Source organism: Geodermatophilus saharensis, assembly GCF_900188205.1.
Taxonomy (GTDB): Bacteria; Actinomycetota; Actinomycetes; order Mycobacteriales; family Geodermatophilaceae; genus Geodermatophilus; species Geodermatophilus saharensis.
This window is the reverse complement of record NZ_FZOH01000011.1, coordinates 1-21,775: the sequence shown is the minus strand read 5'-3', so window position 1 is coordinate 21,775 and position 21,775 is coordinate 1. Positions and strand designations below refer to the sequence as shown.

General features: G+C 76.7%; 22 protein-coding genes and 1 pseudogene. 12 read left to right on the top strand and 11 right to left on the bottom strand.

Annotation, left to right across the window (positions count from 1 at the left end; all coding sequences use genetic code 11):
• Window positions 1–30 precede the first annotated feature (30 nt).
• A complete protein-coding gene (gene cobM, locus CHC04_RS21300) occupies window positions 31–777 on the top strand; it encodes a precorrin-4 C(11)-methyltransferase (RefSeq protein ID WP_089405974.1) in 747 nt (248 codons plus the stop codon).
• On the opposite strand, the gene CHC04_RS21295 is transcribed toward cobM, so the two are convergent.
• On the bottom strand, window positions 768–1,850 hold the full coding sequence (locus CHC04_RS21295) for a cobalt-precorrin-5B (C(1))-methyltransferase (protein WP_089405973.1): 1,083 nt from the start codon (window positions 1,848–1,850) through the stop codon (window positions 768–770). The two genes, cobM and CHC04_RS21295, sit on opposite strands and share 10 nt — an antisense overlap.
• 107 nt (window positions 1,851–1,957) lie before the next feature.
• Here CHC04_RS21295 and CHC04_RS21290 point away from each other — a divergent pair, with 107 nt between their 5' ends.
• Together CHC04_RS21290 and CHC04_RS21285 are read left to right on the top strand one after the other, a co-directional pair.
• Window positions 1,958–2,692 (top strand): cobalt-precorrin-6A reductase, encoded by a 735-nt coding sequence (locus CHC04_RS21290; RefSeq protein WP_089405972.1) that lies wholly within the window; start codon window positions 1,958–1,960, stop codon window positions 2,690–2,692.
• A gap of 43 nt (window positions 2,693–2,735) precedes the next feature.
• Window positions 2,736–3,218 (top strand): FBP domain-containing protein, encoded by a 483-nt coding sequence (locus CHC04_RS21285; RefSeq protein WP_245817633.1) that lies wholly within the window; start codon window positions 2,736–2,738, stop codon window positions 3,216–3,218.
• A gap of 31 nt (window positions 3,219–3,249) precedes the next feature.
• Here the strand turns inward: CHC04_RS21285 and CHC04_RS21280 are convergent, their stop codons facing one another.
• Window positions 3,250–3,423 carry a DUF1059 domain-containing protein gene (locus CHC04_RS21280; protein WP_089405970.1) on the bottom strand — a complete coding sequence of 58 codons (174 nt, stop codon included), beginning with the start codon at window positions 3,421–3,423 and terminating at the stop codon, window positions 3,250–3,252.
• Window positions 3,424–3,548: 125 nt separating this feature from the next.
• Window positions 3,549–3,998 (bottom strand): annotated as a pseudogene (locus CHC04_RS21275) (EAL domain-containing protein); the annotation flags it as partial.
• 209 nt (window positions 3,999–4,207) lie between these two features.
• Between CHC04_RS21275 and CHC04_RS21270 the strand changes: the two are divergent.
• The 3 genes from CHC04_RS21270 (at window position 4,208) to CHC04_RS21260 (ending at window position 7,799) form a co-directional block, all read left to right on the top strand.
• Window positions 4,208–5,920, top strand: a complete 1,713-nt coding sequence (locus tag CHC04_RS21270) for a GTPase family protein (protein WP_089405969.1) — start codon at window positions 4,208–4,210, stop codon at window positions 5,918–5,920.
• Entirely contained in the window at window positions 5,917–7,500 is a 1,584-nt protein-coding gene (locus CHC04_RS21265; RefSeq protein ID WP_089405968.1) for a YfjP family GTPase, read from the top strand. The genes CHC04_RS21270 and CHC04_RS21265 overlap by 4 nt, the downstream gene beginning before the upstream one ends.
• 89 nt (window positions 7,501–7,589) lie before the next feature.
• Window positions 7,590–7,799: a DUF4177 domain-containing protein gene (locus CHC04_RS21260; RefSeq protein ID WP_089405967.1), complete on the top strand. Its 210-nt coding sequence runs from the start codon at window positions 7,590–7,592 to the stop codon at window positions 7,797–7,799.
• Between the two features lie 25 nt (window positions 7,800–7,824).
• Here the strand turns inward: CHC04_RS21260 and CHC04_RS25390 are convergent, their stop codons facing one another.
• The 4 genes from CHC04_RS25390 to CHC04_RS21245 all read right to left on the bottom strand — a co-directional run bounded on the left by CHC04_RS25390 (window position 7,825) and on the right by CHC04_RS21245 (window position 11,477).
• On the bottom strand, window positions 7,825–7,953 hold the full coding sequence (locus tag CHC04_RS25390; RefSeq protein WP_281252263.1) for a hypothetical protein: 129 nt from the start codon (window positions 7,951–7,953) through the stop codon (window positions 7,825–7,827).
• A 131-nt stretch (window positions 7,954–8,084) separates the two neighbouring features.
• Window positions 8,085–9,317 (bottom strand): MFS transporter, encoded by a 1,233-nt coding sequence (locus tag CHC04_RS21255; RefSeq protein ID WP_089405966.1) that lies wholly within the window; start codon window positions 9,315–9,317, stop codon window positions 8,085–8,087.
• 49 nt (window positions 9,318–9,366) lie between these two features.
• Window positions 9,367–10,860 (bottom strand): precorrin-2 C(20)-methyltransferase, encoded by a 1,494-nt coding sequence (locus CHC04_RS21250; RefSeq protein ID WP_089405965.1) that lies wholly within the window; start codon window positions 10,858–10,860, stop codon window positions 9,367–9,369.
• A complete protein-coding gene (locus CHC04_RS21245; protein WP_089405964.1) occupies window positions 10,857–11,477 on the bottom strand; it encodes a precorrin-8X methylmutase in 621 nt (206 codons plus the stop codon). The genes CHC04_RS21250 and CHC04_RS21245 overlap by 4 nt, the downstream gene beginning before the upstream one ends.
• A 44-nt stretch (window positions 11,478–11,521) precedes the next feature.
• On the opposite strand from CHC04_RS21245, the gene CHC04_RS21240 reads away from it, so the two are divergent.
• The gene (locus CHC04_RS21240) at window positions 11,522–12,694 is read left to right on the top strand and encodes a glucose-1-phosphate adenylyltransferase family protein (protein WP_089405963.1); all 1,173 of its coding nucleotides are present in this window, start codon (window positions 11,522–11,524) and stop codon (window positions 12,692–12,694) included.
• 4 nt (window positions 12,695–12,698) lie between these two features.
• On the opposite strand, the gene cobG is transcribed toward CHC04_RS21240, so the two are convergent.
• Window positions 12,699–13,871 (bottom strand): precorrin-3B synthase, encoded by a 1,173-nt coding sequence (gene cobG, locus CHC04_RS21235; RefSeq protein WP_089405962.1) that lies wholly within the window; start codon window positions 13,869–13,871, stop codon window positions 12,699–12,701.
• 43 nt (window positions 13,872–13,914) lie between these two features.
• Window positions 13,915–14,643, bottom strand: a complete 729-nt coding sequence (locus tag CHC04_RS21230) for a DUF4383 domain-containing protein (protein WP_089405961.1) — start codon at window positions 14,641–14,643, stop codon at window positions 13,915–13,917.
• A gap of 152 nt (window positions 14,644–14,795) precedes the next feature.
• Here CHC04_RS21230 and CHC04_RS21225 point away from each other — a divergent pair, with 152 nt between their 5' ends.
• The gene (locus CHC04_RS21225; protein ID WP_245817602.1) at window positions 14,796–15,125 is read left to right on the top strand and encodes a tetratricopeptide repeat protein; all 330 of its coding nucleotides are present in this window, start codon (window positions 14,796–14,798) and stop codon (window positions 15,123–15,125) included.
• 47 nt (window positions 15,126–15,172) lie between these two features.
• Here CHC04_RS21225 and CHC04_RS21220 read toward each other — a convergent pair whose 3' ends face one another.
• Window positions 15,173–15,616, bottom strand: a complete 444-nt coding sequence (locus CHC04_RS21220) for a nitroreductase/quinone reductase family protein (protein ID WP_176450139.1) — start codon at window positions 15,614–15,616, stop codon at window positions 15,173–15,175.
• Window positions 15,613–16,320 (bottom strand): hemerythrin domain-containing protein, encoded by a 708-nt coding sequence (locus tag CHC04_RS21215; protein ID WP_089405959.1) that lies wholly within the window; start codon window positions 16,318–16,320, stop codon window positions 15,613–15,615. Before CHC04_RS21215 ends, CHC04_RS21220 begins: the two co-directional genes overlap by 4 nt.
• 61 nt (window positions 16,321–16,381) lie before the next feature.
• Here CHC04_RS21215 and CHC04_RS21210 point away from each other — a divergent pair, with 61 nt between their 5' ends.
• From CHC04_RS21210 to CHC04_RS23740, 4 genes are all read left to right on the top strand, one after another.
• Window positions 16,382–17,011 carry a TetR/AcrR family transcriptional regulator gene (locus CHC04_RS21210; RefSeq protein ID WP_176450138.1) on the top strand — a complete coding sequence of 210 codons (630 nt, stop codon included), beginning with the start codon at window positions 16,382–16,384 and terminating at the stop codon, window positions 17,009–17,011.
• A gap of 29 nt (window positions 17,012–17,040) precedes the next feature.
• Complete coding sequence (locus CHC04_RS21205; protein ID WP_217897497.1) at window positions 17,041–17,439, top strand: YunG family protein; 399 nt, start codon at window positions 17,041–17,043, stop codon at window positions 17,437–17,439.
• An 11-nt stretch (window positions 17,440–17,450) separates the two neighbouring features.
• Complete coding sequence (gene cobN, locus CHC04_RS21200; protein ID WP_089405956.1) at window positions 17,451–21,065, top strand: cobaltochelatase subunit CobN; 3,615 nt, start codon at window positions 17,451–17,453, stop codon at window positions 21,063–21,065.
• A 436-nt stretch (window positions 21,066–21,501) separates the two neighbouring features.
• Window positions 21,502–21,775 (top strand): transposase (locus tag CHC04_RS23740; protein WP_176450133.1); only part of this gene is annotated, 274 nt, incomplete at its 3' end.

Sequence of the window (21,775 nt, the reverse complement as noted above, 5' to 3'; positions counted from 1 at the left end):
CTCCGCGGACGTGCACGGGGAGGTCCGCCCGTGACCGTGCACTTCATCGGCGCCGGCCCGGGCGCCGCCGACCTGGTCACGCTGCGCGCGGCGCGGATCATCGCCACCGCCCCGGTCTGCCTCTACGCCGGCGCGCTGGTGCCCCGCGAACTGCTCGCCACCGCCCCGCCCGGCGCGCGGCTGGTCGACACCGCCGACCTCGACCTCGACGCCATCACCGCCGAGCTCGTCACCGCGCACGCGGCCGGCCTCGACGTCGCCCGGCTGCACTCCGGCGACCCGTCGGTGTACAGCGCGATGGCCGAGCAGATGCGCCGGCTCGACGCCGCCGGCGTGCCCTACGACGTCGTCCCGGGGGTGCCCGCGTTCGCCGCCGCGGCCGCGTCACTCAAGCGGGAGCTCACCGTGCCCGGCGTCGGCCAGACCGTGGTGCTCACCCGCACCAGCGCGCGGTCCACGCCGATGCCGCCGGGGGAGGAGCTGACCGCCTACGCCGCCACCGGCGCCACGCTGGTGCTGCACCTGGCCGTGCAGCGGATCGCCGAGCTCGCGCCCCAGCTGGCCGCGCACTACGGCGACGACGGCCCGGTCGCCGTCGTCGCCCGGGCCAGCCGCGACGACGAGCTGGTGCTGCGCGGCACGCTCGCCGACATCGCCGGGCAGGTCCAGGCCGCCGGCGTGTCGCGGACGGCGGTCGTGGTCGTGGGCCCGGTGCTCACCGCGGAGCAGTTCCCCGACAGCCACCTCTACTCGACGACGAGGTGCCGTCAGGCCTGACCCACGATCGCGCCGGCGCGGTCGACCACCACGACGTCGACGGCCACCGGGGCGCCGCGGAGCACGCCCAGCGCCGTCTCGCGCGCGCCGGCGGCCACCAGGTCGCCCAGCGGCAGCCCGGCCGCCTGGCACTGCCGCAGCGCGTCGAGCGCGGTGTTCGCGCCGCGCACGCCCTCGACCAGCTCGCGCGAGCCGCCCGCGGAGGCCACCCGGGCGGCGAGGGAGTCGAAGGACACCTGCGAGCGGCCCGAGTGCAGGTCGAGGTGGCCGTCGGCGAGCTTGGCCAGCTTGCCGATGCCCCCGGCGACGGTCAGCCGCGGCACCGGGTGACGGCGCAGGTACTTGAGCACCGCGCCGGCGAAGTCGCCCATGTCCAGCAGCGCGTCCTCGGGCAGCCCGTGCAGCTCCTGCACCGTGCGCTCGCTGGTCGAGCCGGTGCACCCGGCGACGTGGGTGCGCCCGGCCGCGCGGGCGACGTCGATGCCGCGGCGGATCGAGTCGATCCACGACGAGCAGGAGTAGGGCACGACGACGCCGGTGGTGCCCAGCACCGACAGCCCGCCGACGATGCCCAGCCGCGGGTTCCACGTCCGGCGCGCCAGCTCCGCCCCGTTCCCGATGGACACCTCGACGACGACGTCGCCGCTGCCGCCGTGCCGGTGCGCCACCATGGCCACGTGCTCGCGCACGAACTGCCGCGGCATCGGGTTGATCGCCGGCTCGCCCACCGCCAGGGGCAGGCCCGGCTTGGTCACCGTGCCCACGCCCTCACCCGCCCGGAAGACGACGCCGCTGCCCGGCTCGCCGTGGGTCACCCGCACACCCACCAGGGCGCCATGGGTGACGTCGGGGTCGTCGCCGGCGTCCTTGACCACCGCCGCCCGGGCCGCGCCGGGCTCGAGCGACTCCGTGGCCAGGGCGAAGGACGGGTGCCGGTCGTTCGGCAGGTGGATGGTCACCGGGTCGGGGAACTCGCCGGTGAGCAGCGCGGTGTAGGCCGCGGTGGCCGCCGCCGTCGCGCACGCGCCGGTGGTCCAGCCGTGCCGCAGCCCGGAGGCGCCGTCCCTGCCCACGGGCCCATGATCCCCGGGGGGCGGGTCCTGAGCGGACAGGGGCGTGAGCACCGCAGCGAGGAACGAGCGAGGAGCGCAGCGCCCGGCGGGAGCGGAGGGGAGGCGCCGTGAGCGGGCAGGTCCTGGTGCTCGGCGGCACCGGCGAGGCGCGTCGGCTGGCCGCGGCGCTGGTGGCCGAGGGCGTCGACGTGCTCTCCAGCCTCGCCGGGCGGGTGGCCGACCCGCTGCTGCCCGAGGGCCGGGTGCGGGTCGGCGGCTTCGGCGGCGCCGACGGGCTGGCCGACTGGCTGGCCACCCACCGGCCGGCCGCCGTGGTCGACGCCACCCACCCCTTCGCCGCCCGGATCACCGCCAACGCGGCCGCGGCCGCCGCCCGGCACGGCACGCCGCTGCTGCGGGTGCAGCGTCCCGGCTGGACCCCGGGACCCGGGGACGACTGGCGGTACGTGGACTCGCTGGCCGCGGCGGCCGGGGCGGTGCACGGGCGGGGCACGGTCTTCCTCACCACCGGCCGGCAGGGCGTCGGCGCCTTCGCCGCGCTGCCCGGGCGGGTGCTGGTGCGCGCGGTCGACCCGCCCGACGAGCCGCTGCCGGCCGGGGCGACGCTGCTGCTGGCCCGGGGCCCGTTCACGGTGGCGGAGGAGGTGGCGCTGATGCGGGAGCACGGCGTCGACGTCGTCGTCGCCAAGGACTCCGGCGGGCACCTGACCGAGGCCAAGCTCACCGCTGCCCGGCAGCTCGGGCTGCCCGTCGTCCTGGTGCGCCGGCCGCCGCTGCCGGCGGGCGTCGCCGTGGTGGGCACCGTCGAGGAGGCGCTGCGCTGGGTGCGGGAAACCGGTTGAGACCCACCGGTGCCGGATCGCAGGATGGCGCCTCGTGGAACCGATGACCGAGACCCAGGTGCGGCGCTCCTTCGTCAACTGCTCGAAGGGCGAGGCGAACGCCGCCACCCTGCCGCGCGACCTGGCCGACCTGCCGTGGGACGAGCTGGAGGTGCTCGGCTGGCGCGACGCGAAGGCGCCGCTGCGCGGCTACCTCGTGGTGCAGCGGGAGGGGCGGCCGGTCGGCATCGCGCTGCGCGCCGCGGAGTCGCGGATGTCGGCCCGCCGCAGCGTGATGTGCCTGCTGTGCCGGTCCACGCAGTCCGGCGACGCGGTCTCGCTGTTCACCGCGCGGCGGGCCGGTGAGGCCGGGCGCAACGGCAACACGGTGGGGACCTACGTGTGCGCCGACCTCGGCTGCGCCGCCCGCGCCCGCACCGAGATCCCGCCGTGGCTGCACGACCGCGACCCGCTCCTCGTGGGCGAGGAGCGGGTCGCGGAGCTGCGCGGCCGGGTCGGGGAGTTCCTCGACGCCGTCCTGGGGTGACCCCGACGCCGTCCCGGGGTGACCCCGCCGGTCAGGCGGCGGTGATCCGGGAGCGGACCTGCGCCACCAGGGCGGGCGGGACCTCGGTCAGGCCGTGGTCGGCCGCGGCGTGGGCCGCCACCTGGGCGAGGATGCCGCCCTCGTCGGGGGCGGTGAACGTGCGGCCGCAGCCGGGGACGACGTCGCCGCAGGAGAAGCTCTGCATCGGGGGACCTCCGGGGTGTGCGTGGGGGGTCGGTCAGTCGCCGCCGAACTCGCCGAGCAGCTGGCGAGGGCGAGCTTGACCTCGTCGGTGTCGGCGCCCGCGACCAGCGCGCGGTCGAGCTTGATCATCTGCGGCCGGACGGCGGTCAGCTGCTGCAGGCCGGAGTAGCCCGACCCCGCGTCGTCGACGGCGACCAGGGCGCCACGGTCGAGCAGCCGGTCGCGCAGGTCCAGCAGCGGGCGCACGTCGGCGACGTCCTGGTGCTCGGTGAGCTCCAGCACGAGGGGGGCGAGGTCGCCGGCACCCAGCAGCAGCTCGGCGAGCTCGGGCTCGGGGAGCAGGTGGGGGCTGACGTTGACGGTCAGGAAGCAGTCGGGCGGCAGGCTCTCGCGCAGCCGCAGGCAGCGCTCGATGACCAGCGCCTCGACGCGGGCGCCGATCCCGGCGGCGTCGGCGGCGGCGAACCAGCGGTCGGGGGTGGCCGCGCTCGGGCCGCCGTCGGCGTCGGTGAAGCGGGCGAGGGTCTCGTAGCCGGCGACCACCCCGCGGGCGACGTCGACGATCGGCTGGAACACCAGCCGCAGCGTCTCGGGACGCGCGAGGAGGCGGTCGAGCTCCGCGGCCCAGGACGTCGGGCCGGTCGTCGCCGGTGGGCTCACGGTGCGCACGCCGGTGCATAGGTCGTGCACGACCGGTTCCCGAGGGCGGCCGGTCCGCCTCACCCGGACGGGCCGCCCACCGGGGACAACGGGTAGCGGGGGCCGCCGCGGGCTACCTACCGGGGGTGACCGGACCCGTTCCGCTGACCGACGCGCTGCAGGAGCTCCGCGACGCGGTCGCGCACGCCCCGCTCGGCCTGGCCACCCCCGGCCGCGAGGCGACCGCCCGCACCGCGCGGGCCGTCGTCGACCAGGTCGACGACTACCTGCTGCCGCGGCTGCGCGACCTCGACGCCCCGCTGCTGGCGGTGGTCGGCGGCTCGACCGGCGCCGGCAAGTCCACGCTGGTCAACAGCGTGCTGGGTGCCCGGGTGACCGCGCCCGGTGTGCTGCGGCCGACCACCCGCGCGCCGGTGCTGGTCTGCTCGCCGGTCGACCTCGCCGCGTTCTCCGGCGACCGCGTGCTCCCCGGCCTGCCGCGCACCACCGGCGGCGGCGAGAGCGCCCGCGACGTCACCGGCGGGCTGCGGCTGGTGCCCAGCGAGGCGCTGCCGCCGGGGCTGGCGCTCATCGACGCCCCCGACGTCGACTCGGTGGTGGAGGCCAACCGCGACCTCGCCGGGCAGCTGCTGTCGGCCGCCGACCTGTGGGTGTTCGTGACGACGGCGGCGCGCTACGCCGACGCGGTCCCGTGGGACCTGCTGCGGACGGCGCAGGAGCGGGGCACCGCGCTGGCCGTCGTGCTGGACCGGACGCCGCCGGAGGCGGTGACGGAGGTCGCCGCCGACCTCGCCTCGATGCTGCAGCGCGGCGGGCTGGGCGGCGCGCGGCTGTTCGTCGTCGAGGAGCGGCCGCTGGCCGACGGCTTCCTGCCCGAGGACCAGGTCGCGCCGCTGCGCGACTGGCTGCGGGGTCTGGCGGCCGACCAGGAGCAGCGCGCCGCCGTGGTGCGCCAGACGCTGGCCGGGGCGCTGGAGAGCCTCGACGGGCGGGTCGCCGCGGTGGCCGACGGGGTCGACGAGCAGGCCGCGGCCGCGCACGGCCTGGCCGACGCCGCCGACGCCGCCTACGGCGGCGCGCGCGCCGCCGTCGCCGAGGGCGTGGGCAACGGCAGCCTGCTGCGCGGGGAGGTGCTCGCCCGCTGGCAGGACTTCGTCGGCACCGGCGAGTGGATGCGCTCCCTGCAGAGCCAGGTGGGGCGGCTGCGCGACCGGATCGGTGCCGCGCTCACCGGCCGGCCGTCGACGGCGGACTCGCTGTCCGGGGCGCTGGAGTCCGGCGTGGAGACGCTGCTGCGGTCCGAGGCCGACCGCGCCGCCGAGCGCACGGTCACCGCGTGGCGCTCGCTGCCCGGCGGCGGGGCGCTGGTGGCCGGACGGGAGGAGGACCTGGGCGCGGCCTCGCCGGACTTCGCCCCGGCCGCCGCCGAGGAGGTCCGCGACTGGCAGGGGTACGTGCTGGACCTGGTCCGCGAGGAGGGCGCGAGCCGGCGGTCGCGGGCGCGGCTGCTGTCCTGGGGGGTGAACGGTGCCGGGGCGGTGGTGATGGTCGCCGTCTTCGCCTCGACGGCGGGGCTGTCGGGTGCGGAGCTGGCGATCGCCGGCGGGACGACCGCGGTGGGCCAGCGGGTGCTGGAGGCGGTGTTCGGCGACGCCGCGGTGCGCGCGCTGGCCGCCCGCGCCCGCGCCGACCTCGACGCCCGCGCCACCCGGCTGCTGGGCGCCGAGCAGGACCGCTTCGACGAGCTGCTCGGCGTCGTCGGCGGCGCCCCGGACGCGGCCGCCCGGCTGCGCGCCGCCGTCGCCACGCTCGCCGCGGCCCGGGGCGTGGCCGCGTGAGGGGTCGGGAGACGCCGCTGGCCGACCGGCTGGCCGCGCTGCGCGAGGCGGTCGGCGTGGCCGAGGGGCGGCTGGAGGTGCCCGAGGTGGGCGCGGCCCGGCAGCTGCTGGCCAAGGCCGGCGCCCGGGAGGCGCTCGGCGACGCGACCGTCGTCGCGCTGGCCGGGGCCACCGGCAGCGGCAAGTCCACGCTGTTCAACGCGCTGTCCGGGGCCGAGGTGAGCACGCCGGGGGTGCGGCGGCCGACGACCGGCGTCGCGCACGCCAGCGTGTGGGGCGAGCACGGCGCCGACCGGCTGCTCGACTGGCTGGAGGTCCCGCGGCGGCACCGGGTGGACGACGGCGACCCGGCCCTCGACGGGCTGGTGCTGCTGGACCTGCCCGACCACGACAGCGTGCGGCTGGAGAACCGGCTGGAGGTGGACCGGCTGGTGCAGCTGGTCGACGTCCTGGTGTGGGTGCTAGACCCGCAGAAGTACGCCGACGACGCCGTGCACACCCGCTACCTCGCGCCGCTGGCCGGGCACGCGGGCGTGCTGCTGGTGGTGCTCAACCAGGTCGACCGGCTCGACGAGGCCGCGGTGGTGGCGTGCCTGGCCGACCTGCGCCGGCTGCTCGACGAGGAGGGCCTGGCCGGCACGCCGGTGCTGCCCACCGCGGCCCGCACCGGCCTGGGGCTGCCGGAGCTGCGCGCCGAGCTGGCCCGCCGGGTGGGTGCGCGCAAGGCCGCCACCGACCGGCTCACCGCCGACGCCCGCGCCGCGGCCGGGGCACTCGCCGCCCACTGCGCGCCCGGCCTCGGCCGCGACCGCGGACCCGGCCGGGCCGCGCGCGACGAGCTCACCGGGGCGCTGGCCGACGCCGCCGGGGTGCCCGCCGTCGTCGCCGCCGTCGAGCGCTCGGCCCGCCGCAACGGCACCGCGCACACCGGCTGGCCGCTGCTGCGGTGGACGCGCAAGCTGCGCGCCGACCCGCTGTCGCGGCTGCACCTGGGCGACGAGCGGTCGCGCACCTCGCTGCCTGAGGCCGGGGCGGTGCAGCTGGCCGGCATGGACGCCGCGCTGCGCCGGGCCCGCGACGACGCCGGCCGTGGCCTGCCCCCGGCCTGGCGCGACGAGCTGCGCCGCACCACCGAGGACGTCGGCGAGCGGCTGCCCGACCGGCTCGACCGCGCCGTCGCCGGCACCGACCTGGGCCCGGACCGCACGCCGCTGTGGCAGCGCGCCGTCGGCGGGCTGCAGTGGCTGCTCGCGCTGGTGGCGCTGGCCGGGGCGCTGTGGCTCATCGGCCTGGTCGCCCTCGGGCTGCTGCAGCTCGACGACGTCGTCCCGCTGCCCCGCGTGCAGGGCATCCCGCTGCCCACGGTGCTGCTCGTGCTGGGCCTGCTCGCCGGGTTGCTGCTGGCGGTGCTGTCCCGGCCGCTGGTGGCCGCCGGCGCCAGACGCCGGGCGCGCACGGCCCGACGCCGGCTCACCGCGCGGGTCGCGGAGGTGGCCGACGAGGAGGTGCTGGCCCCGGTGGCGGAGGTGCGCGCCGAGCACGACCGCTACTGCGCCGCGGTGGGCCGGGCGGCGTCCTGACCGGAGGCGGCCCGGACGACGTCGGAGGCGTGGACACCGGGTGCCCGACCGGCCAGGCTGGCCGTCCGTACCGGCGAGGGGAGCGGTCGATGGCTGCGCGCTACGAGTACAAGGTCGAGGAGATCCGCGAGGGCGTGATCGGCGGCAAGATGTCCGGCGACAAGCTGGAGAAGGTCCTCAACGCGCACGCCCGCGAGGGCTGGCAGCTCAAGGCGATCACCGCCGTCGAGGTGAAGGGCCGCATCGGGCCCGGCGGCGTGGAGGGCGTCCTGGTGACCTTCGAGCGGCCCCTCGTCTGAGCCGCCGACCAGCGGTCGGAGGGTGTCAGTCCGGGTTCAGGTCCTCGGTCCTCCCCAGCAACCGGAGGCGGACGTCGGCGAGGCGGTCCTCCCGGGAGGCGGCCAGCTGCTCGCGCAGTCGCTCGTGGTCCTCGCGGGACGGGTCGTCGGTCACGGCGACTGTCGGTACCCACCACCCGGTCACGCGGAGCGAGCCTGGGCCGGCGACCGTCTGCGGACACCAGCTGCGGCACGAGGTGGAGAGGTCGGCGGCCCGGTCGTGGTCACCTGCCAGGAGACAGGCGGTCAAGCGGCCAGCGGCTCCGCCGGCTCCTCCGTGCGGTCGGCGGCCGGACGGCGGCGGTCGGCCAGCCGCAGACCGGCGGCCGCGCCGACGGCGAGCACGATGACGACGGCGCCGTAGACCTCCGCGACGAGCTGCAGGCCCACCGCGTTCGAGGTGATGCCGGCGACGATGGCCGGGACGCTGAAGGCCAGATACCCGACGACGAAGACGCTCGACAGCAGCCCCGCGCGGTGACCCGGCGCGACACCGGCGGTCACCAGCGCCACCGCGCCGAGGAACGCCGCGCCGAAGCCGGTGCCCGCCACCGCGGCCGACACGAAGAACAGCCAGGCCGAGCCGGTGGCCAGCGCGACCAGCAGGGCGGCCACGGCGACGGCGAACACGAGGCAGCCGCCGCCCATCGACCGGCGCGGGGGCAGGTCGCGGGCCAGCAGGCTCCCGACGACGCCGGCGCCCTGCATGCAGAGGATGAGCAGGCTGCCCACGAGGTGGTCGGTGATGCCGAAGACCCCGGCCACCAGCGACGGGCCCAGGGAGAGCACCAGCCCGCCCATCGCCCACAGCGCGACCAGCGCGGGGACGGCGACGGCGAACGCCCGGCGCTGCGGCCGCGGCACCTCGACCCGCGGGCGCAGCGAGGCCAGCGTCCCGGGCAGCCGCGGCGAGGACTCCGGCAGGAGCAGCACCAGCGCCGTCCCCAGCACGAAGACGACGGTCAGCACGCCGAACACCCACGGCGTCGGGCTGGCGGTGCTCTCGATGGCCACGCCGGCGCCGACCGCGCCGAGGGACAGGCCCAGGCCGGGGGAGACGCTGTTGAGCAGCGCGCCGAGCGGCCGCCGCCCGGGGCGCTGCAGGTCGAGCAGGGTGGCACCCAGCGACCCGGTGAGCGCGCCGGTGGACAGCCCCTGCAGCACGCGGGCGGCCAGCAGCCAGCCCACGCCGTCGGCGGCGAGGAAGACCACCATGGCGACCGCCTGCAGCAGCAGCCCGCCGGCCAGCACCGGCCGCCGCCCGACGTGGTCGGACAGGCTGCCGACCACCAGCAGCGCGGCCAGCAGCGCGAACGCGTAGATGCCGAAGACGAGGGTCAGGACGCCGGCGCCGAAGCCGAACTGCTCCTGGTAGACGCGGTAGAGCGGCGACGGGACACCGGAGGCGGCCAGCACCAGCACGAGGAGTCCGGCCACCGACCAGAACGCGGCGGGCCGGGAGAGACGCAGGGCGGGCACGACACGAGCCAAGCGGCGCGGGGACGGCGTTGTTCCCCGCCCCGGCGCGTCACGCCGGGTAGCGGCGCGGTGTGTAGACCTGTCCCGACGGCGTCACCCGCGTCTGCGACGAGCCGACCAGCACCAGGCAGCGCATGTCCACGGTCTCGGGGTCCAGCTCGCCGAGCGTGGTCACCCGGACCTCCTCCTCCGGCCCGCCGACGTCGCGGCCGACGACGACCACGGTCCCGGGCTTGCGCACCTCGAGCAGCGCGGTCAGCGCCTCGCCGAGCTGGTGCGGGCGCGCCCTCGAGCGCGGGTTGTAGAGGGCGAGGACCAGGTCGGCCGCGGCGGCGGCGCGCAGCCGGTCGAGGACGACGTCGAGCGGCTTGAGCACGTCGGAGAGGCTGATGACGGCGAAGTCGTGGCCCAGCGGGGCGCCGACCCGCGCGGCCACGGCCTGCGCGGCGGTCAGGCCGGGCAGCACCCGCACCCGCACGCCGGTGTGCTCCGGGCGGCCGGCGACCTCGAGCACCGCCGCGGCCATCGCGAACACGCCGGGGTCGCCGCTGGAGACGACCGCGACCCGCCGTCCGGACCGGGCCAGCTCCAGGGCGTGCGCGGCGCGCTCGGCCTCCACCCGGTTGTCACTGGGGTGGCGGGTCTGGCGCGGGTTGGCCGGCACGCGGTCGAGGTAGGGGCCGTAGCCGACCAGGTCGTCGGCGCAGGCGAGTGCGTCGGCGGCCTCGGGCGTCGTCCAGCCGCGGGCGCCGGGGCCCAGGCCCACGACGACGACCTCCCCGGTGCGCGCCCCGTCGTCCGGGGGCACGGGCGCGTTGCCCGGTCCGGTCAGCGGGCTGGGCAGCAGCGCGAGGGAGAAGTAGGGGACGGTCGCGGGGTCGACGTCGGCCAGCGGGAGGGTGCGCTGCCGGTCGGTGGTGGCCCGCTCGACGTAGAGCGCGCGGTCGAGGACACCGGCGGCCTCGAACGCCTCGCGCACCTGCCCGAACGTGCGGCCCAGCTTCAGCACCGCCGCGGAGTCGGTGGTGGCCAGCCACTCGGCGAGCTCGTCGGCCGGGAGGGTGCCGGGCAGCACGGTGAGCACCTCGTCGCGCTCCACCAGCGGCCGCCCCACCACCGCCGCGGCGCCGCTCACGCTGGTCACCCCGGGCACGACCTCGGTGGGGTAGCGGTGCGCGAGCCGCTTGTGCATGTGCATGTAGGAGCCGTAGAAGAACGGATCGCCCTCGGCGAGCACGACCACGTCGCGGCCGGCGTCGAGGTGCGCGGCCAGCCGCGCCGCGGCGGCCTCGTAGAACTCGTCGATCGCGCCCTGGTAGCCGCCGGGGTGGTCGGTGGCCTCCGTGGTCACCGGGTAGACCAGCAGCTCCTCGACCTGCCCCTCCCGCAGGTAGGGGGCGGCCAGCGCGCGGGCCACCGAGCGGCCGTGCTGCGCGGCGTGGAAGGCGACGACGTCGGCGGCGGCGATCAGCCGCGCGGCCTTGACGGTGACCAGCTCGGGGTCGCCGGGCCCCAGCCCGACGCCGTAGAGGCGGCCGGTCACTCGACGTCGCTCGCGATCGCGTTCACGGCCGCGGCGGTCATGGCGCTGCCGCCCCGCCGTCCGCGGACGACGAGGAACTCCAGGTCGGAGGCGGCCAGCGCCTCCTTGGACTCGGCGGCGCCGATGAAGCCGACCGGGATGCCGAGGACCGCGGCCGGGCGCGGGGCGCCGGCGGCGACCATCTCCAGCAGGTGGAACAGCGCGGTGGGGGCGTTGCCGACGGCCACGACGGCGCCGTCGAGGCGGTCGCGCCACAGCTCCAGCGCGGCGGCGGTGCGGGTGGTGCCGAGCTCCGCGGCCAGGGCGGGGACGCGCGGGTCGCCGAGGGTGCAGACGACGTCGTTGTCCTTCGGCAGGCGGCGGCGGGTGACGCCCGAGGCGACCATCTGCGCGTCGCACAGCACGGGCGCGCCGGCGTCGAGGGCCTCGCGGGCGCGGCGGACGACGTCGGGGCTGAAGGCGACGTCGGCGGCCAGGTCGACCTGGCCGCAGGCGTGGATCATGCGCACGACGGCGCGGGCGACGTCGTCGGGCAGGCCGCTGAGGTCGGCCTCGGCCCGGATGGTCGCGAACGACCGCCGGTAGATCTCGGCGCCGTCCTTCTCGTACTCGTACATCGCCCGCGAGGCTACGGCCCGGCCCGGCGGGGTAGCGGGGGGCCATGGCCCTTCCCCGTCTGCTCGTCCTCGTCCTGGCCGGTGGTGCGGGCGGCCGCCTGCAGCTGCTCACCGCGAACCGCGCCAAGCCCGCCGTCCCCTTCGCCGGGGTCTACCGGCTCGTCGACTTCCCGCTGAGCAACTGCCAGCACTCCCAGATCCCCGACGTGTGGGTGTCGATCCAGCAGCACCCGACCTCGCTGGCCGACCACCTGGCCAACGGGCGGCCGTGGGACCTCGACCGCACCAGCGGCGGGCTGATGACGCTGCCGCCGTTCCAGGGGACCGAGCGGGGCGGGTGGAACACCGGGACGGCGAACTCGCTGTGGCGCCAGGCCGAGCTCATCCGCGGGTTCGGCGCCGACGCGCTGGTGGTGGTCAGCTCCGACGCCGTCTACGAGCTCGACTACCGGGAGGTCGCCGAGGCGCACCTGCAGTCGGGGGCGGAGGTGACCATGGTGACCACGGAGGTCGACGCCGGCGACGCCGCCCGCTACGGCATCGTCGAGGTCGACGGCGACCGGGTCACCGGCTACGCGTACAAGCCCGACGAGCCGGCCACCACCACCGCCACCAACGAGGTGTTCGTCTTCGACCCCGGGCCGACGCTCGACCGGCTCGAGCAGCTGCGGTCGGAGGTGGGCGAGGAGGGGCTGGAGGACCTCGGCACCCACCTGCTGCCGGCGCAGACCCGCGACGGCCTGGCGCGGGCGTACCCGCTCAAGGGCTACTGGCGCGACGTGGGCACGGTGGAGTCCTACTGGGAGGCGCACCGGGACTTCCTCTCGCCCGAGCCGCCGATCGACCTCGACGACCCGCGGTGGCCGATCCACACCCGCGGCGGCCGGCACAGCGCGGCCCGGGTGCTCGACGACGGCCAGATCGAGAACAGCCTGCTCTCCGGCGGCACCCGCATCTCGGGCAACGTGCGCGGCTCGGTGCTGTCCCCGGGCGTGGTGGTCGAGGCCGGCGCGACGGTCCTGGACTCGGTGCTGCTGCCCGGGGTGCGGGTGCGCGCGGGCGCGACCGTGACCCGCTCGGTGGTCGACGACGGCGTCGACGTCGGCCCGGGCAGCTCGGTGGGCGGCGAGGGCGACGTCACCCTGGTCGGGCTGCGGGCGCGGCTCGACGAGGGCACCGAGATCCCCGCCGGCGCGCGCTACCCCGACCCCGAGTGAGCCATCATCGCGACATCGGCACCTGGGTGCGGTAGCCCTCGGGGGTCGCGACGACGTCGAGCACCTCCCCGCGGGGGCGGCCGCACCGGCGCCCGCACCCGGCCCAGTGCACGCGGATCCCCTCCGGCACGGTGCCGCCCGCGACGGCGGCCGCGGCGTCGGCCCGGACGTCGGCCAGCGACCGCGCGCAGCCCGGCCGGCCGGCGCAGGCGGTGACCCGCGTCCACGGGCTCGCGGCGTCGAACACGATCCCGGTGCGGTGCAGGTCGACGGCGGCGTCGTCCACCCGGTCCTCGGGCAGGTCGGGCACGACCACGCTGCGCCACGGGGTCAGCTGGACCCCGCCCGCCAGCCCGGCGAGGAGGTCGGCCTGCCCGGCGGACAGGCGCCCCAGCGGGACGACGCCGACCAGCGCCGTCCGCCCGTCGGGCTGCGATCGAGCCCCCACCGGGCCGGCCGCGAGCGCCGCCGGGACGGCGACCGGGGGCACCGGGGAGCCGGGGAGCCGGTCGCGCACCCGCGCCGGGCCGCCGTCCAGCTCGGCCAGCCGCCAGGCGGTGCCGCCCTGGGCCGCGCGCTCGGCGAGGAAGGCCCGGGTGGCGGCCAGCAGCAGGTCGACCGCCGACGACACCGGGGCGCGCAGCCCGCTGTCGGCCCCCGCCAGGAGCAGCGCCACCGAGGACGGGGACAGCGCGAGCAGGCCGACGTCGCCGCCGAGACCGGACACGTCGCCGCGGCCGTCGTCGAGGGTGGCGAGGAAACGGCCGGGCAGCTCCGCGAGACCGGGGTCGGCGCACAGGCCGGCGTCGAGCGCGGCCACCCACGGGCCGGCGTCGAGGAGGCCGCCGGCGCGGCCGGTGAGCGCACTGGCCAGCACGTTGCGCACCCGCTCGTGGGTCTCGCTGGGCAGCAGGCCGGCCGCGGCCAGCCGGTCACCGAGCTCCCGGGCGGCGCCCGGGGCCAGCCCGCGCAGCTGCAGGTTGCCGCGGCTGGTCATCTCCAGGGCGCCGTCGCCGAGGTCGCGGGCCGCCGCGGCGAGCACGCGCACCTGCGTCGCGCCCAGCAGCCCCCCGGGGACACGGACGCGGGCCAGCTCGCCGTCGGCGGCCGGGTGGGTCTGCAGCGCGCCCGGGCAGGCGTCGGCGCGGGATCGGGCGGTGGTCCGGGCAGTGGTCATGGCGCCCGCGACGGTACGGCGCGGGCGCCACGACCGGCCGGCGTCAGCCGTCCCGGCGGGCCCGGTCGAACGACATCCACACCTCGCGGCGCTCCTTGCGGGTGGTCACCTGCGCCATCGCGGCGACGCGGCGGCGCTGCTCGAACGAGGCGACGTGCTGGACGACGGCGACCTCGGCGTCCCGCATGGCGCGCTCGGCGGCGAACTCGGCCGGCGTCGACGGGTACTCGTCGGGCGAGACCGGGGACACCTCGTCGTCGCGGTCCCGGGCGTAGGGGCTGTCGGGCGGCAGGTTGCCGCTCACCCGGCCGTAGGCGCCGAGCAGCAGGAGCACCAGGCCGGCGACCACGGAGAAGACGACGTTGCTGATGCCGAACGCCAGGACGTTGAGGTCGGTGTTGAGGACGGCCAGGTTGGCCAGCGCCGACACCAGGAACAGCACGCCGATGACGATCATGACCGTCGAGGCGGTCCGCGGGCTGCGCAGCGCGGAGAACACCAGCACGACCGCCGTCACGATCGAGATGGTCGACAGCAGGCCGTTCGACGACAGGCCGAGGACGCGCTCGCCGTCGGTGGAGAAGTAGTCCAGCCCGTTGGCGAACCCGAGCACGCCGAAGACGGCGATGACACCGGCGACGACGAAGGCGCCGATCCGCTGGACGGTGTAGACGCGGTTGCGCTCCGCCGCGGGCGGCGCATCGGGCTGCTGCTGACGGGGCGGGGCCGGCGAGCGGTCGGCCGTCCGGTGGCGGTGCAGCGACAGGGCCATGGTGTGCTCCTCGAGCCGGAGGACTGCTGGTAACGGTTGTTCCCAACTCGATGGCACACGGATGCACCTCGTTCCGGACTTCCTCGTGCCGGGGGTCTCCGGGCGTGTCGTGGTCCCGGGAAGAGCCGACCCCCTCCGGCTGTTGAGCGGGCGTGACGCAGCCCTACGAGTCCGACCTGCACTCCGACTACCTGCGCGCCGACCTGTTCTTCTCCATGGGGCAGCCGGTCGAGGCCGCGCGCGTCCTGGAGCCGCTCGTGGCGGCCGAGCCGGGCAACGAGGCCGCGCTGGAGCTCCTGGCGCGCAGCTACTTCGGCTCGGCCCAGCTGCAGCGCGCCGAGGACGCCCTGCGCCGGCTGGTCGAGCTGGCCCCCGCCAACGGGTGGGCCCGCCGCGCCCTGGCCCGGACCCTGGAGCGGCAGAGCCGGGGCGAGGAGGCCGTGCCGCACCACCGCATGGCCGACGCGCTCGGCGCGGAGTGACGGCCCTGGGCGCGGGGTGACGGCGCTCGGCGCCGGGTGAGCCGCCCCTACCGGGCGGGGGACAGGCGGACCAGCGCGATCCGCCGGCTGACCCTCGCCTGGTAGTCGTCGTAGGTCGGGCAGCGGTCCATCAGCGCCCGCCACAGCCGGCCGCGGTCGGCCTCGTCGACCTGCGTCGCCACCACCGGCCACCGCCGTCCGCGCACCTCGACCTCGCCGTGCGGATCGGCCTGCAGGTTCAGCCACCACTGCGGCTCGGCGTCCACCCCGCCGTTCGAGGCGGCGACGACCAGGTCCTCGCCGTCCCGGACGTGCAGCAGCGGCGTGGTCAGCGTGCGCCCCGACCTGCGGCCGCGGTGGGTCAGCAGGACGACGTCGCCGCCGCGGAAGCGGTTGCCGAGACGCCCCCCGGAGCGGCGCAGCAGGGCGGTGTGCACCCGTGCCGCGTGCCGCTGCGTGGTGGTGAGCAGCCGGTCCCGGGTGGTGGTCACGACCGCGGCCCGAACGTGCGGGCGTCGCTGCGGTCGAAGCGCCACGCGAAGAACCGGGCGATCGGCACGAGGGCCGGTGTGGCGGTGGGCATCCGCAGCAGCTCCTCACGGGTGAGGCCGGAGGCCACCCAGCCCATCACGCCCGGCATGTCGCGCGGCCCGTACTCGGCCGCGAAGACCTCGACGTCGAGCCGGTGCCAGTCCTCCTGGGTGAGGTACCTCTGCACCTCGGCCATGCCGTCGCGCTCCTCGTGGGCGAGGTGCGCGCAGAGGGCGTCGCGCAGCCGCGCCGTGCAGCCGGCCAGCCGCTCGCGCGTCGACTCGTCGCCCGTGCCCGCGGCCAGGGCGGTCAGGTCCTCGGTGCAGGTCCGCAGCAGCGGGTCGATGCCCTCGTGCTCCGCCTCGAGCGCGTCCAGGACGGCGGGGTCGGCGCCGCGTTCGTGCAGCAGCGGCCACAGCCCGACGTCCTCCCCGTGGTGGTGCTTGTGCAGGATCCCGGCGAAGAGGGCGAACCGGCGGGCGAGCCGCCGCCACCGCCGCCGGTCGCCCGCCGGGGTCGCGGCGGTCGCGGCGGCGAAGAGGTGCAGGTCGCGCCGGAAGCCGCGGTGCATCAGGTACATGGGCGCCAGGTCGACCGGTCCGTCCGGGGCGGCGGCCTGGCCGGGGAGGAGCAGCTGCCCGACGGGGGCGTCGAGGGTCGTCACGGATTCCCTCCTATTCGATGTAGTAACGGTCTAACGAATAGTGGGATGCTAAGGTCAACTGGTGACCGGGGGCAAGAGGGTCTATCGCTCGGAGCTGCGCGCGGAGCAGGCGCGGCGCACCCGGGCGGCCGTCCTCGACGCCGCGGCCCGCTGCTTCGTCGAGCGGGGCTACACGGCGACGACCATGAAGGACGTGGCCGCCGCGGCCGGCGTCTCGGTGCAGACGGTGTTCGGCCAGGGCGGCAAGGCGGCGCTGATGCTCGCCTGCGTCGACCGGGCGGTCGTCGGGGACGACGAGAGCCGGCCGCTGATCGGGCGGGAGCCGGTGGTCCGGATGATGACCGCGCCGACGAAGGCCGCGAAGCTGGAGGCCGTGCGGGAGCTGGCCGTGTCCACCTACCCGGCGCTCGCGCCGATCCACCGGGCCTTCGACGCGGCCGCGGCGGTCGATCCCGAGCTCGGGGCGGCGTGGACCGCGTACGAGGCCCGCCGGCACCAGGACGTGCACGCGATGGTCGAGTCGTTCCGCCCGTGGCTGCGCGAGGACCTCGACGTCGACCGCGCGGCGGACGTGGCCTGGGCGGTGCTGAGCGAGTCCACCGCGGACGCGCTCCTCACCCGCCGCGGCTGGACGGTGGAGCAGTACGCCGACTGGCTCGCCGACGCGATCGACCGGCTGCTGCTGCGCTGAGGTCACCCCCGTCGGGCAGGGTGCCGGACGTGCCCGTCCCCGAGCAGCTCACCGCCGCCGTGCGCGCCGCCTGGTGCCGCGAGACCTGCGACGACAGCGACCTCGCCGACTGGTCGCCGGCGAACCCCGCCCGCGGCCAGTGCGGCGCCACGGCGCTGGTCCTGCACGACCTCCTCGGCGGGGACCTGCTGCTGGCCGAGGTGCTGCTGCCCGACGGGTCGCGCCAGGGGGTGCACTGGTGGAACCGGCTGCCCGACGGCTCCGAGGCCGACCTCACCCGCGGGCAGTTCGCGCCGTACGAGGCGGTGCAGGAGCCGCGGGTCGTGGTCCGCCCGCCCGGGCTCCCCCGCCGCAACCGCGAGCAGTACCTGCGACTGCGCGCGGCGGTGCTCCGCGCGCTCGGCGACCGGCCGGGGGCGCCCGGGTAGCGTCTGGCCGCGTGTTCGTCCTGCTCTCCACGAGCGACACCGACCTGCTCTCCGCCCGCGCCAGCGGTGCCGACTGGCGCCCGGGCAACCCGGTCCGGCTCGGCGCCGAGGGCATCGCGGCGCTGACCGAGGGCGCCGACCTCGTCGTCGTCCGCATCCTCGGCGTGCGCCGGCAGTACGAGGAGATGCTCAGCCCCCTGCTGGCCGGCCCCGCGCCGGTCGTCGTCCTCGGCGGGGAGCAGGTGCCCGACGCCGAGCTGATGGAGCTGTCCACCGTCCCGATGGGCGTGGCCACCGAGGCGCACGGCTACCTCGCGCAGGGCGGGCCGGACAACCTCGTGCAGCTGCACCGGTTCCTCTCGGACACGGTGCTGCTCACCGGCGAGGGCTTCGAGCCGCCGTCGGTGGCGCCGGACTGGGGTGTGCCGGAGCGGGAGTCCACCGGCAGCGGCCCCCGGGTCGCCGTCCTGTACTACCGGGCGCACCACCTGGCGGGGAACACCGCGTTCGTCGAGGACCTCTGCCGCGCCGTCGAGGACGCCGGCGGGCAGGCGCTGCCGGTGTTCGTGAGCTCGCTGCGCAGCGTCCCCGACGACCTGCTCGACGTGCTGCGCACCGCCGACGCGCTCGTCGTCACGGTGCTCGCCGCCGGCGGCTCGCGGCCGGCCACCGCCTCGGCCGGCGAGGACGACGGCGCCTGGGACGTCGGCCGGCTCGCCGCGCTCGACGTGCCGGTGGTCCAGGGGCTGTGCCTGACCCGCTCGCGCGCGGACTGGCTGGCCGACGACGACGGCCTGTCCCCGCTCGACGTGGGCAACCAGGTCGCGATCCCGGAGTTCGACGGCCGGCTGATCAGCGTGCCGTTCTCCTTCAAGGAGACCGACGCCGACGGCCTGACCCGCTACGTCGCCGACCCCGAGCGGGCGGCCCGGGTGGCGGGGACGGCGGTGGCGCACGCGCGGCTGCGGTCGGTGGCGCCCCGGGACCGCCGGATCGTGGTGATGCTCAGCGCCTACCCGACCAAGCACGCGCGGATCGGCAACGCCGTCGGCCTGGACACCCCGGCGTCGGTGGTGCGGCTGCTGGCCGCCATGCACGGCCAGGGCTACGACGTCGGCCCGTTCGACGGCCCCGGCGCGCTGCCCGGCGTGGCCGACCTCGACGGCGACGCGCTGGTGCACGCGCTCATCGCCGCCGGCGGGCAGGACGCCGACTGGCTGACCGAGGAACAGCTGTCGGGCAACCCGGTGCGCATCCCGGCCGCCGACTACCGGCGCTTCTTCGACACCCTGCCCGCGGACCTGCGCGAGGCGATGGTGGCGCACTGGGGCGAGCCGCCGGGGTCGCTGTTCGTGGACGGGGGCGACATCGTGTTCGCCGCGCTGCGGGCCGGCAACGTCGTCGTGATGGTGCAGCCGCCGCGCGGCTTCGGCGAGAACCCGATCGCGATCTACCACGACCCCGACCTGCCGCCGTCGCACCACTACCTGGCCGCCTACTGGTGGCTGCGGTCGGTGTTCGGCGCGCACGCGCTGGTGCACGTGGGCAAGCACGGCAACCTGGAGTGGCTGCCGGGCAAGACGGTGGGGCTGTCGGCCTCCTGCGGGCCCGACGCCGCGATCGGCGACCTGCCGCTGGTCTACCCGTTCCTGGTCAATGACCCGGGTGAGGGCTCGCAGGCCAAGCGGCGGGCGCACGCCACGCTGGTCGACCACATGGTGCCGCCGATGGCGCGCGCGGACTCCTACGGCGACATCGCGCGGCTGGAGCAGCTGCTCGACGAGCACGCCAACGTCGCGGCGATGGACCCGGCGAAGCTGCCGGCGGTGCGGGCGCAGATCTGGACGCTGCTGCAGGCGGCCAAGCTCGATCACGACCTGGGGCTGGCCGAGCGGCCGGAGGACGACCACTTCGACGAGATGATCCTGCACGTCGACGGGTGGCTCTGCGAGATCAAGGACTCCCAGATCCGCGACGGGCTGCACGTCCTCGGCGTCCCGCCGTCGGGTCAGGACCGCGTGGACCTGGTGCTGGCGGTGCTGCGGGCCCGGCAGATCTGGGGCGGCTCGGTGGCGCTGCCCGGGCTGCGGGAGGCGCTGGGCCTGGCCGAGGACGGGTCGGCGGGGCTGCGCGCGACCGACGCGGTCGAGGCGCAGGCGGAGGCGCTGGTGTCGGGGATGGAGGAGCGCGGCTGGACGGCCGCGGCCGTCGGCGACGTCGTCCGGGAGGTGCTCGGGCGCGAGGACTCCCGGGTCGCCGAGGTGCTGCGGTTCGCCGTCGACGAGGTCGTGCCCCGGCTGGAGCGCACCACCGACGAGCTCGACGCCACCCTGCACGCCCTCGACGGCGGCTACGTGCCGGCCGGGCCGTCGGGCTCGCCGCTGCGCGGGCTGGTCAACGTGCTGCCGACCGGGCGCAACTTCTACTCCGTCGACCCGCGGGCGGTCCCGTCGCGGCTGGCGTGGGAGACCGGTCAGGCGATGGCCGACTCGCTGCTGGAGCGCTACCGCGCCGACACCGGTGAGTGGCCGCGGTCGGTGGGTCTGTCGGTGTGGGGGACCTCGGCGATGCGGACCTCCGGCGACGACGTCGCCGAGGTGCTCGCGCTCCTCGGCGTCCGCCCGGTGTGGGACGACGCCTCCCGGCGGGTGACCTCGCTGGAGGCGGTGCCGCTGGAGGAGCTCGGCCGGCCGCGCATCGACGTCACGGTGCGCATCTCCGGCTTCTTCCGGGACGCGTTCCCGCACGTGGTGACCATGCTCGACGACGCGGTGACGCTGGTCGCGGGGCTGGACACGGAGTCCCCCGAGCACAACTTCGTGAAGGCCCACGTCGAGGCCGACGTCGCCGGCCACGGCGACCGGCGGCGGGCCACCACCCGGGTGTTCGGCTCCAAGCCCGGCGCCTACGGGGCGGGGCTGCTGTCGCTGATCGACTCGCGGGACTGGCGGGGCGACGCCGACCTCGCCGAGGTGTACGCGGTGTGGGGCGGCTACGCCTACGGCCGCGACCTCGACGGCGTGCAGGCCCGCCCGGACATGGAGACGGCCTACCGGCGGATCGCGGTGGCGGCGAAGAACGTCGACACCCGGGAGCACGACATCGCCGACTCCGACGACTACTTCCAGTACCACGGCGGGATGGTGGCGACCGTCCGCGCGCTGACCGGCGCCGCGCCGCGCGCCTACATCGGGGACTCCACCCGGCCTGAGCAGGTGCGGACCCGGTCGCTGACCGAGGAGACCTCGCGGGTGTTCCGGGCGCGGGTGGTCAACCCGAAGTGGCTGCAGGCGATGCGCCGGCACGGCTACAAGGGCGCCTTCGAGCTGGCCGCCACGGTCGACTACCTGTTCGGCTACGACGCCACCACCGGCGTGGTCGCCGACTGGATGTACGAAAAGCTCACCGAGACCTACGTGCTCGACCCGGAGAACCGCGAGTTCATGGAGCGGTCCAATCCCTGGGCGCTGCACGGCATCGCCGAGCGGCTGCTCGAGGCGGTCGACCGCGGCATGTGGGCCGAGCCGGACCCGGCGCTGCTCGCCGAGCTGCGGCAGGCCTACCTCGACACCGAGGGCGACCTCGAGGGCGGGGAGACCCCCGCGCAGTCGGGAGCGACCGCCTGAGGAAGGGCCCTCCTGCCCCCCGCCCCCGCGCACGCGGCGGGCGCCTGCAGGAGGGCCGAGGTCCAGGTTCACGCGGTGGATCAAGGGGTATCCCCTGACGCATGGGCATCCTGAACCGACTCCTGGGAACTGCTGAGACCACGGCTCGTCGCGGGGCCGCCGGTGGCCGCGCCGCCGCGGGCCGCACCACCGGACGCGGGATGGCCGGCCGGGGCATGTCGACCGGCCGAGGCATGTCGACCGGCCGGGGCATGGGCCGTACCCGCATGGCGACCGGCACCCCGACCCGCCGCTTCGGCCGCGGCGCACCGACCACCGCGGCCTCCGGCGGGCTGGGCCGCCTGCTCGGCTCGCTGACCGGCCGCCGCTAGGGCGTGTCTGACGGATCTTGGCGGTTTGGATCGGCAGGCTCCGGGCGATGCGACAGCATCGAGCGGTGGTCTCCGATGAGGCGTGGGCGTGGATGGAGCCGTTGCTGCCGTCCTCGGCCGGTCGGCGTGGAGGGCGGTGGCGTGATCACCGGCAGGTGATCGAGGCGATCGCCTGGAAGTACCGCACCGGCTCACCGTGGCGGGAGGTGCCCGAGCAGTTCGGGCCGTGGCAGACCGCCTATGAGCGGTTGACCCGGTGGAGCTCCGATGGCACCTGGGCCAAGTTGCTTGCCCGCGCCCAATCCGATGCCGATGCCGCGGGTGAGTTGGACTGGCTGG

Excerpts from the sequence above, each read along its gene's own strand:
- cobG (WP_089405962.1), bottom strand. The coding sequence starts at position 13,871 with ATGACCACTGCCCGGACCACCGCCCGATCCCGCGCCGACGCCTGCCCG.
- CHC04_RS21280 (WP_089405970.1), bottom strand. The coding sequence starts at position 3,423 with ATGCAGAGCTTCTCCTGCGGCGACGTCGTCCCCGGCTGCGGCCGCACG.
- CHC04_RS21245 (WP_089405964.1), bottom strand. The coding sequence starts at position 11,477 with ATGTACGAGTACGAGAAGGACGGCGCCGAGATCTACCGGCGGTCGTTC.
- CHC04_RS21285 (WP_245817633.1), top strand. The coding sequence starts at position 2,736 with ATGACCGAGACCCAGGTGCGGCGCTCCTTCGTCAACTGCTCGAAGGGC.
- CHC04_RS21230 (WP_089405961.1), bottom strand. The coding sequence starts at position 14,643 with ATGGCCCTGTCGCTGCACCGCCACCGGACGGCCGACCGCTCGCCGGCC.
- CHC04_RS21260 (WP_089405967.1), top strand. The coding sequence starts at position 7,590 with ATGGCTGCGCGCTACGAGTACAAGGTCGAGGAGATCCGCGAGGGCGTG.
- CHC04_RS21240 (WP_089405963.1), top strand. The coding sequence starts at position 11,522 with ATGGCCCTTCCCCGTCTGCTCGTCCTCGTCCTGGCCGGTGGTGCGGGC.